The sequence below is a fragment of the Streptomyces phytophilus genome (assembly GCF_013870535.1).
Taxonomy (GTDB): Bacteria; Actinomycetota; Actinomycetes; order Streptomycetales; family Streptomycetaceae; genus Streptomyces; species Streptomyces phytophilus.
This window is the reverse complement of the sequence record NZ_JACBXC010000101.1, coordinates 1-10272: the sequence shown is the minus strand read 5'-3', so window position 1 is coordinate 10272 and position 10272 is coordinate 1. Positions and strand designations below refer to the sequence as shown.

8 protein-coding genes are annotated in these 10272 nt (G+C 72.4%); 4 read left to right on the top strand and 4 right to left on the bottom strand.

What is annotated here, in order from left to right:
• Window positions 1-267 precede the first annotated feature (267 nt).
• Window positions 268-969, top strand: a complete 702-nt coding sequence (locus tag H5J30_RS08460; RefSeq protein ID WP_181786581.1) for a GntR family transcriptional regulator — start codon at window positions 268-270, stop codon at window positions 967-969.
• 75 nt (window positions 970-1044) lie between these two features.
• On the opposite strand, the gene H5J30_RS08455 is transcribed toward H5J30_RS08460, so the two are convergent.
• The 4 genes from H5J30_RS08455 to H5J30_RS08440 form a co-directional block, all read right to left on the bottom strand.
• Window positions 1045-2430, bottom strand: a complete 1386-nt coding sequence (locus tag H5J30_RS08455; protein WP_181786579.1) for an OFA family MFS transporter — start codon at window positions 2428-2430, stop codon at window positions 1045-1047.
• Window positions 2431-2500: 70 nt separating this feature from the next.
• Complete coding sequence (locus H5J30_RS08450; protein ID WP_181786577.1) at window positions 2501-4639, bottom strand: acetate--CoA ligase family protein; 2139 nt, start codon at window positions 4637-4639, stop codon at window positions 2501-2503.
• Window positions 4640-4642: 3 nt separating this feature from the next.
• Window positions 4643-5872 carry a formyl-CoA transferase gene (frc, locus tag H5J30_RS08445; RefSeq protein WP_181786575.1) on the bottom strand — a complete coding sequence of 410 codons (1230 nt, stop codon included), beginning with the start codon at window positions 5870-5872 and terminating at the stop codon, window positions 4643-4645.
• A 9-nt stretch (window positions 5873-5881) separates the two neighbouring features.
• Window positions 5882-7591 (bottom strand): thiamine pyrophosphate-binding protein, encoded by a 1710-nt coding sequence (locus H5J30_RS08440; RefSeq protein ID WP_181786573.1) that lies wholly within the window; start codon window positions 7589-7591, stop codon window positions 5882-5884.
• A gap of 165 nt (window positions 7592-7756) precedes the next feature.
• Here H5J30_RS08440 and sucC point away from each other — a divergent pair, with 165 nt between their 5' ends.
• From sucC to H5J30_RS08425, 3 genes are read left to right on the top strand one after another with little or no spacing between them, the layout of a single operon-like run.
• Window positions 7757-8890: an ADP-forming succinate--CoA ligase subunit beta gene (gene sucC / locus H5J30_RS08435; RefSeq protein WP_181786571.1), complete on the top strand. Its 1134-nt coding sequence runs from the start codon at window positions 7757-7759 to the stop codon at window positions 8888-8890.
• Window positions 8891-8895: 5 nt separating this feature from the next.
• On the top strand, window positions 8896-9771 hold the full coding sequence (sucD, locus tag H5J30_RS08430; protein WP_181786570.1) for a succinate--CoA ligase subunit alpha: 876 nt from the start codon (window positions 8896-8898) through the stop codon (window positions 9769-9771).
• Window positions 9768-10202, top strand: coding sequence for a carbonic anhydrase (locus tag H5J30_RS08425; protein ID WP_181786568.1), 435 nt, complete (start codon window positions 9768-9770; stop codon window positions 10200-10202). The genes sucD and H5J30_RS08425 overlap by 4 nt, the downstream gene beginning before the upstream one ends.
• The last annotated feature ends 70 nt before the right edge of the window (window positions 10203-10272 follow it).

Sequence of the window (10272 nt, the reverse complement as noted above, 5' to 3'; positions counted from 1 at the left end):
GCCACGACCGCCCCGGGCTGCTCTGGGGCGCCGCGGCGGCGGACGCCGTGGCGGTGCTGCCGCCGGGCGCCGCGGCGGAGGCGGACGTGGAGGCGGAGGTGGAAGTGGAGTTGCTGCGGCTGCCCCGCTGATCCGGCGCCAGAAATGGTGTGAACTTCCTCACCACGGGTGGCACTCATCGTCCCCACCCGCTCTCGGTAGACTGTAGACAAAAGCCAATTCGCCTTTCGGATGGCACCCGGCGGGCGACAGAGGGTGGGGAGACCGATGCTGTCCCAGGGACTGCCCCAGGGGGCGATGCCGCGGCTGGAGCGGCCCGGCCCGCTGCGCGAGCGGGTGTACGAGGCCCTCCTGGAGCTGATCATCACGCGCACCCTCCCGCCGGGACAGCACCTGGTCGAGACCGAGCTGGCCGGCCACCTCGGCGTCTCCCGCCAGCCCGTGCGCGAGGCGCTGCAGCGGCTCAACACCGAGGGCTGGGTCGATCTGCGCCCCGCCCAGGGCGCGTTCGTGCACGAGCCGACCGACGCCGAGGCCGATCAGCTCCTCGTCGTCCGCGCGCTGCTGGAGACCGAGGCCGCCAGGCTCGCCGCCGCCAACGCCTCCGGCCAGGGCATCGCCCGCCTGGAGGAGCTGTGCGCGACCGGCGAGCGCGCCGTCGAGGCCGACGACCTGGAGTCCGTCGTCGCCGCGAACCTCGCCTTCCACGCGTACGTCATGGAGCTGGCCGGGAACGCCGTGCTGGCCGAACTGGCCGCCCAGGTCGGGCGCCGCGTCCGCTGGTACTACACACCGGTGGCCCGGCAGCGCGGCATCCAGTCCTGGATCGAGCACCGCGAGCTGATCGCCGCCGTGCACGACCGCGACGAGGCCCGCGCCCAGGAGGTCATGCGCGCGCACACCGAGCACACCCGCCGCTCGTACCACCAGCGCCAGCACGAGGAACGGCCCCAGGCCCCGGCCGGGTAGCGGTCGGCCGGGGCCTCACTTGCGGGTTCCGCCCCGCCGGAGGCGGAACCGCGGGTCGGGGTCCGGGACCCGGATCTAGTCCGTCTCTCTGCTGATCGGCCGCGGGTTGGGCTTGATGTCCTTCAGCCGCGGCCGGCCCGGTGGGGTCAGGAACAGCGCCATGAAGCCGGCGAAGAGCGAGATGGAACCCGCCAGGAGGAAGGCGCCGGAGTGCCCCCAGGCGCCGACGACCACGGAGCCCATGCCCGCGCCCAGACCGGAGACGAGCTTGGCGCTGTAGACCATGCCGTAGTTGGAGGCGTTGTTGTTCTCGCCGAAGTAGTCCGCGGTCAGCGCCGCGAACATCGGGAAGATCGCGCCGCCGCCGAACCCGGAGATCGAGGAGAAGATCAGGAACAGAGGCAGGTTCTTCATGTCGGCCGACCACAGGATGCCGTACTGGGACAGGCCGAGCACGATGCACACCACGATCAGGCAGCGCTTGCGGCCGTAGAGGTCGGACAGCCAGCCGATGACACCCCGGCCGGTGCCGTTGACCACGGCTTTCAGCGACATGGCGGTGGCCACGACCCCGCCGGCGAAGCCGGCGTCCTCGCCGATGTCCACCTGGAAGGCGATGCCGAAGATGTTCACGCCCGACGTACACGCCAGGCAGAACCACATCAGCGACACCCGGCCCGTCTGCCACGCCTCCCGCGGGGTGTACTGCTTGACCGCGGGCGGGTTCATCTTCAGCGAGCGGGCCGCGCGCGGGTCCTTCGGCGGGTTGAGCGGGTCGACGTCGGCGGGCCACCAGTTCTTCGGCGGGTCCTTGAAGAAGAACCCGGCCGTGCCCACCATCAGCGCGAGGAAGAGCCCCACCGAGACCAGCACCCAGCGGAAGTTGGTCAGGTCCATGTAGCCGGTGAAGAGGAACACGAACGGCACCGAGCCGTAGGCGAAACCGCCGTTGACGAAGCCGGTCTTGCCGCCCTTACGCTCCGGGTACCACTTGCCGACCATGTTGACGCAGGTCGCGTACACCATGCCGGCGCCCATGCCGCTGAACATGCTGAAGCCGATGTACGCGACCACGACGTGCGGCGCGTACGCCAGTGACAGATAGCCCAGCAGCGTGCCGGTCGCGCCCAGCATCATCGCGAAGCGGGCCGGCAGCCGGCCCGTCTCGCGCAGCTTCCCGGCCGGGAAGGCGACCGCGGCCTGGAAGAACACCCAGACGGTCATCATCCAGAAGATGTGCCCGCTGGCCCAGTTGTGCGCGGTGTGGAGCGTGTCCTCGGCGGAGGCGAACGCGTACTCCGCCGAGCTGATGCCCATCATGCCCACCCACGGAAGGATCACCATCCACTTCCGCTTGCGGCCCATGATGTCGACGTCGGACTCGCCTATCCGATAGGTCCTGCCGTTTCTGTCGGTCACCTCCCGGTAGGGGAGGACCGACCGGTCTTCGGTTGTCGTCATGGGTTGCACCCCTTGTATCGAGATTCCGGTCAGCGCCCCCTGTCCTGATCTCTGCGGTGGTGCGGGTGGGTCAGGCGAGCAGCCCCGCCGCTCTCGCCCAGCGGTACTTCGCGCCCAGTACGGCGACCGGCTTCTCGGTCGTGTACGGGTACGCGACGACACCGCGCTCGAAGAGGTACGCGCTCGCCTCCTCGACCTCCGTGTCGCCCGCGAGGGACGCCACGACAGGCTTGACGTTGCCCCTGGCCCGCTCCTCGGCCACCACGCGGGCGGCGAGTTCGGCGAAGACCATGGGCGGGGTGACGATCGTGTGCCAGTAGCCGAGGACCAGCGCGTGGATGCGCGGGTCGGTCAGGCCGAGCCGGATCGTCGCCTCGTACGTGGCCGGCGGCTCGCCGCCGGTGATGTCGATCGGATTGCCCGCCGCGCCGAACGGCGGGATGAACCGCATGAACGCCTCGTCCAGGTCGGCCGGGATCTCCATCAGCCGCAGCCCGTTGTCGACGACGGCGTCGGAGAGCAGCACCCCGGAGCCGCCGGCGCCGGTGATGACGACGATGTCGTCGCCCTGCGGCGTGGGCAGCACGGGCAGCGCGCGGGCGTACTCCAGCATGTCGTTCAGCCCCGGCGCGCGGATCACGCCGGCCTGGCGGAGCACGTCGTCGTAGACCGCGTCGTCGCCCGCGAGCGCCCCGGTGTGGGAGCCCGCGGCCTTCGCGCCGGCGCTGGTGCGGCCGGCCTTGAGGACGACGACGGGCTTCTTCGGCACGGTGGCGCGGGCGGCCTCGACGAAGGCGCGGCCGTCCTTGAGGTCCTCCAGGTGCATCGCGATGCAGGTGGTGTTGTCGTCCTCGCCGAAGTAGGTGAGGAGGTCGTCCTCGTCCACGTCGGACTTGTTGCCGAGGCCGACGATCGCGGAGACGCCGGTCCTCGTCGTCCTGGCGAAGCCGAGGATGGCCATGCCGATGCCGCCGGACTGGGAGGTCAGCGCCACGCCGCCCTTCACGTCGTACGGCGTGCAGAAGGTGGCGCAGAGGTCCTGCCAGGTGGAGTAGTAGCCGTAGATGTTGGGGCCGAGGACGCGGACGCCGTGTTCGGCGGCGATGTCCGTGACCCGGCGCTGGAGTTCGTGCTCGCCGGTCTCGGCGAAGCCGGAGGGGATGAGCACGGCGTTGGGGACGCCCTTGCGGCCCACCTCCTCCAGGGCGGCCGGGACGTACGCCGCGGGGATGGCGAAGACGGCGACGTCGACCTCGCCGGGCACGTCGGCGATGGTCCGGTACGCCTTGCGCCCCAGGATGTCGTCGGCCTTCGGGTTGACGGGGTGGATGTCGCCGGGGAAGCCGCCGTCGACGAGGTTGCGCATCACCGAGTTGCCGATCTTGCCGGTCTCGTTCGAGGCGCCGATGACGGCCACCGAGCGCGGCTTCATCAGCCGGTTCATCGCCGTCAGGATCTCCTCGCGGCCGAACTTCGGACGCGCCTCGGGCTCCCCCTCGCCGAGCAGGATCCGCACGTCGGCGGCGAGCGCGCCGTCGGGCGTGGCGATCACGGGGTTGAGGTCGACCTCGGCGATCTCGGGGAAGTCCGCGGCGAGTGCGGAGACCCGGCGGATCTGGTCGGCCACCGCCCGCCTGTCGACGCCCGGCTCGCCGCGCACCCCGCGCAGCACCTCGGCGGCGCGGATGGAGTCGAGCATGCCCGCGGCCTCGTCGGCGGTCACCGGCGCGAGCCGGAAGGTGACGTCCTTCAGCACCTCGACGAGCACCCCGCCGAGGCCGAACGCGACGACCTTGCCGAACGTGGGGTCGGTGACGGCCCCGACGATGACCTCGCGGCCCGCCGGCAGCTGCTGCTGGACCTGCACGCCGTCGATCCGGGCGGCCGGGTCGTACGCGCGGGCGTTGGCGACGATCCGCCGGAACGCCGCGCGCACGGCCGGGGCGTCGGCGAGGCCGACCTCCACTCCCCCGGCGTCGGTCTTGTGCACGATGTCGGGCGAGACGATCTTCAGCACGACCGGCCCGTCGAAGCCGGCGGCCAGCGCCACGGCCTCCTCCACGTCCCCGGCAAGCCCCTCGCCGGGCACGGCGATGCCGTACGCGTCCGCGACCCGCTTCGCCTCGGGGGCGGTGAGCGCGGTGCGGCCCTCGGCGCGCACCTCCGCGAGCAGCTCGCGGACCGCGGCGGTGTCCTTGGCCCCGTCCATCTCTCAGATCACTCCGTCCGTCTTCAGGCCGGCCATGTCCTCGGCGGTCAGGCCCAGTTCGCTGCCGTAGATGTCGTGGTTGTGCTCGCCGAGGAGCGGGGAGCGGCGGATGGCCGCGGGTGAGTCGGAGAGCCGCAGCGGGCTGCCGACGGTGACGTACGTGCCGCGCTCGGGGTGCTCGACCTCGACGACGATGCCGTTGTCCCTGAGGCTGGCGTCCTCGATGATCTCCTTGGTGGAGAGGATGGGGCCGCAGGGGATGTTGTGCGCGTTGAGCTTCTCCAGCACCTCCCACTTGGGCAGGGTGCTCGACCACTCCTCGATGAGCTGGAACATCTTGCCGAGCTTCGGCAGCCGCGCCTCCGGCGTGGCCCACTCGGGGTCGCCGGACAGCTCGGGGCGGCCGATCAGCTCGGTGAGCGGCTGCCAGCCGACGGGCTGGACGATGACGTACACGTAGTCGTTGGGACCGCCGGGCGCGCAGCGCACGGCCCAGCCCGGCTGGCCGCCGCCGGAGGCGTTGCCGGAGCGCGGGACCTCGTCGCCGAAGTCCTCGTTGGGATACTCGGCGAGCGGGCCGTGCGCCAGGCGCTGCTGGTCGCGGAGCTTGACCCGGCAGAGGTTGAGCACGGCGTGCTGCATGGCGACGTTGACGCGCTGGCCGCGGCCGGTGCTGGTGCGCTGGTAGAGCGCGGCGAGGATGCCGGCGACGGTGTGCACGCCGGTGCCGGAGTCGCCGATCTGCGCGCCGGTGGCCAGTGGCGGGCCCTCCTCGAAGCCGGTGGTGGCCATGGAGCCGCCCATGGCCTGGGCGACGACCTCGTACGCCTTGAAGGCGGTGTACGGGCCCTCGCCGAAGCCCTTGATGGAGGCGTAGACGAGGCGCGGGTTGATCTCCTGGATCCGCTCCCAGGTGAAGCCCATGCGGTCGACGGCGCCGGGGCCGAAGTTCTCCACGAGGACGTCGCTGCGGCGCAGCAGCTCGGTCAGCAGCTCCTTGCCGCGCGGGGTCTTGGTGTTGAGGGTGATGCTGCGCTTGTTGCCGTTGAGCATCGTGAAGTAGAGGCTATCGACGTCCGGGAGGTCGCGCAGCTGCCTGCGGGTGATGTCGCCCGCGGGCGCCTCCAGCTTGATCACGTCGGCGCCGAGCCAGGCGAGCAACTGGGTGGCGGAGGGCCCGGACTGGACGTGGGTCATGTCGAGGACGCGGACGCCCTGGAGGGCCTTCGTCATGGGGTCACCTCACTTGTACATGGTCTGGTTCATGGTTCCGGGGGCGTACGCGTCCGGGTCGACCCAGACGTTGACGAGCGACGGCTTGCCGGACTCGCGGGCGCGGCGCAGCGCGGGGCCGATCTCGGCCGGGTCGCGGACCTCTTCGCCGTGGCCGCCGAGCATGCGGGCGAACTCGTCGTACGGGACGTCGCCGAGGGTGTTGCCGACCCGCTCGCGCTCGACGCCGTACTTGGCCGCCTGGCCGTAGCGGATCTGGTTCATCGAGGAGTTGTTGCCGACGATGCCGACGAACGGCAGGTCGTAGCGGACGAGGGTCTCGAAGTCCCAGCCGGTGAGCGAGAAGGCGCCGTCGCCGAAGAGGGTGACGACCTCCTTGTCGGGCCTGGCCTGCTTGGCGGCGAGCACGAAGGGCACGCCGACGCCGAGGGTGCCCAGCGGCCCGGGGTCCATCCAGTGGCCGGGGCTGCGGGGCTGGACGACCTGGCCGGAGAAGGTGACGATGTCGCCGCCGTCGCCGATGTAGATGGAGTCCTCGGTGAGGAAGTCGTTGATCTCGCTGACCAGCCGGTACGGGTGGATGGGCGAGGCGTCCGAGGTGAGCTGCGGCAGCCGCTTGGCGCGCGCCTTCTCCTCGACGGCGCGCAGCTCCTCCAGCCACTCCTTGCGCTTGGCGGCGCCGCCGTTGAGGCGGCCGGACGCGGCCTGCGCGGTGGCGGCGAGGACGAGGCCGGCGTCGCCGACGATGCCGAGGTCGATGTCGCGGTTCTTGCCGACGGTGCGGTAGTCGAGGTCGATCTGCACGACGGTCGCGGTCGGCGAGAGCCGCCGGCCGTAGCCCATCCGGAAGTCGAAGGGCGTGCCGACGATGACGATGAGGTCGGCCTCGGTGAAGGCGTAGCGGCGGGAGAGCTGGAAGTGGTGCGGGTCGCCGGGCGGCAGGGTGCCGCGGCCGGCGCCGTTCATGTACGCGGGCACGTTGAGGGCGCGTACGAAGTCGACGGCGGCGGCGGTGCCGCGGGTCGTCCAGACCTGGCTGCCGAGCAGCACGGCCGGCTTCTCGGCGTGCACGAGGAGGTCGGCGAGCTTCTCGACGGCGGCGGGGTCGCCGGCGCTGCGGGTGGAGGCGCGGTAGTGGCCGGCGCGGGGGATCCGGGCGGTGTCCGCGGGGACCTTGGCGTCGAGCACGTCGCGCGGGATCTCCAGGAAGGCGGGCCCGGGGGCGCCGTGGTAGCACTCCCGGAAGGCCATGGAGACCATGTCCGCGACGCGCGCGGTGTGCGGGACGGTGGCGGCGAACTTGGTGATCGGCGCCATCATGTCCACGTGCGGGAGGTCCTGCAGCGAGCCCATCTTGTGCTGGGTCAGGGCCCCTTGGCCGCCGATGAGCAGCATGGGGCTCTCGGCGCGCAGGGCGTTGGCCACGCCGGTGACCGCGTCTGTGGTGCCGGGGCCCGCCGTGACGACCGCGCAGCCCGGCCTGCCGGTGAGCCGGGCGTACCCGTCGGCGGCGTGGGCGGCCACCTGTTCGTGCCGTACGTCGACGACCTCGATGCCCTCGTCGACGCAGCCGTCGTAGATGTCGATGATGTGGCCGCCGCAGAGCGTGTAGATGACCTCGACGCCCTCTGACTTGAGCGCCTTGGCCACGAGGTGGCCGCCGGAGATGTGGTCGGGGTCTCCGGGGGTGCCGGGGGTGCCGGATGTGCCGTCGGACATGGGGAGTTCAGTCCCTTCACCGGTGCGTTCGCTGTCACTCTGTACATTGCATACAGGACACGAATACTGTATGCAGACGGTTATCCCGCATCGGTGAGTCGATGTCCAGGGGGCGTGCACCGGAAATCTCCAAGTCGGACGCGACCAAGGGAAGGTGCCCTTGAGATGGATCTGTTCGAGTACCAGGCGCGGGAGTTGTTCCGCCGGCACGGCGTCCCCGTGCCCGACGCGGCGGTGGCCTCCGACCCGGCCGGCGTCCGGGCGGCGGCCCGGGTGCTGGGGGGCGCGACGGTGGTCAAGGCCCAGGTGAAGACGGGCGGCAGGGGCAAGGCGGGCGGGGTGCGGCTCGCCGCGGATCCCGCGGCGGCCGAGGCCGCGGCACGGGACGTCCTCGGCATGGACATCAAGGGCCACCGGGTGCGCAGGGTGATGGTCGCGAAGACCGCGGACGTCGCCCGGGAGTTCTACGTCGCGTACCTGCTGGACCGCGCCGCCGGCACGTTCCTGGCGATGGCCTCGGCCGAGGGCGGCATGGACGTCGAGGAGGTCGCGGCGGCTCGGCCCGAGGCCCTGGCCCGGATCCCGGTGGACCCGGAGGAGGGCGTCACCGGGGCCGTGGCGCGGCGGATCGCCGCCGCCGGCGGGCTGCCCGCGGCAGCCGTGCCCGTGCTGGTGGCGCTCTGGGAGGTGTGCACGGCCGAGGACGCGCTGCTGGTCGAGGTCAACCCGCTGGTCACGACCGCCGACGGCGCCGTCCTGGCGCTGGACGGCAAGGTGACGCTGGACGACAGCGCCCGCTTCCGGCACCCGGAGCACGCGGCGTACGACGAACCGGAGGAGGCCGGTTCGCTGGAGGCCGCCGCGCGTGCGAAGGGGCTCAACTACGTCAAGCTCGACGGCCGGGTGGGCATCGTCGGCAACGGCGCGGGGCTCGTCATGTCGACCCTCGACGTGGTCGCGGGGAACGGGGCCGCGCCCGCCAACTTCCTCGACATCGGCGGCGGCGCCTCCGCGGACGTCATGGCCGACGGCCTCGGCGTGATCCTCGCCGACCCGGACGTGGCGTCCGTCTTCGTCAACGTCTTCGGCGGCATCACCGCCTGCGACGCGGTCGCCGACGGCATCGTGCGCGCGCTGGAGCGCATCGAGCTGACCCGCCCGCTGGTGGTCCGGCTGGACGGCAACAGCGCCGAGCGCGGCCGGGAGATCCTCGCCGCCGCCGGACACCCCCTGGTCACCCAAGTGGACACGATGGACGGCGCCGCCGCGCGGGCCGCCTCCGTACCGGCAAGGAGCTGATCCGCATGGCAGTCTTCCTCAGCGCGGCGAGCAGGGTCGTCGTCCAGGGCATGACCGGTGCCGAGGGCCGCAGGCACACCCGGCGGATGCTGGCGTCCGGCACCGCCGTCGTCGGCGGCGTCAACCCGCGCAAGGCGGGCACGAGCGTGGCGTTCGACGGCCGGGAGGTCCCGGTCCACGGCACCGTCAAGGAGGCCGTCGCCGCCACCGGCGCGGACGTCTCCGTCGTCTTCGTACCGCCGCCGTACGTCCGGGCCGCCGTCGACGAGGCGGTCGACGCCGGGCTCGGGCTGGTCGTCGTCATCACCGAGGGCGTCCCCGTCCACGACACCGTCGCCTTCCGCGCCCGCGCCGAGGCCGCGGGCGTCCGGCTCGTCGGCCCCAACTGCCCGGGGCTGATCTCCCCCGGCCTGTCCAACGCGGGCATCATCCCCGCCGACATCACGGGGCCCGGCCGCATCGGGCTGGTGTCGAAGTCCGGCACGCTCACGTACCAGCTGATGTACGAGCTGCGCGACCTCGGCTTCTCCACCTGCGTCGGCATCGGCGGCGACCCGGTCGTCGGCACCACCCACATCGACTGCCTGCGCGCCTTCGAGGCCGACCCGGCGACCGAACTCGTCGTGATGATCGGCGAGATCGGCGGCGACGCCGAGGAGCGGGCCGCGGACTTCGTCAAGGCCGGCGTGACGAAGCCGGTCGTCGGCTACGTCGCCGGGTTCACCGCCCCGGAGGGCAGGACGATGGGCCACGCCGGCGCCATCGTGTCCGGGTCGACGGGCACGGCCCTGGCGAAGAAGGAGGCGCTGGAGGCCGCGGGCGTACGGGTCGGCACCACCCCGTCGGAGACGGCCCGGCTGGCCCGCGAGGCCCTGGGATGACCGGCACCGAGGACCTGCTCGCCCGGCGGCGGGGCGCGGCGGCCCGCGTACCGCTCGATCCGGGCGCCAGGTCGCCGGCCAGCGGGGTCGCCGTACTCGCCTGCATGGACGCCCGGCTGGGCGTGGAGGCCATGTTCGCGCTGCGGCCGGGCGACGCCCACGTCATCCGCAACGCGGGCGGCTGCGTCACCCCCGACGCGCTCGACTCGCTGCGGCTGAGCCAACTGCGCGGCGGCACGCGCGAGGTCGTGCTCGTGCACCACGAGGACTGCGCGGCGCTCGACGACCCGGCCGCCGACCTCGTGCGCTGCCTCGAACGGCTCGCGGCGAGCCCCCGGCTGCCCCACAGGGACGTGGTGCGCGGCTTCCTCTACACGCGCGGCGGCGAGCTGCGCGAGATCCGCCCCCGACGAGCGGAGGCAGCCTCGTGACCCTCATCCTCAAGCCCGGCACGGCCTGGCCGGACGCCTGGGCGCGCTGCCGCGCGGCGGCGACCGAGGC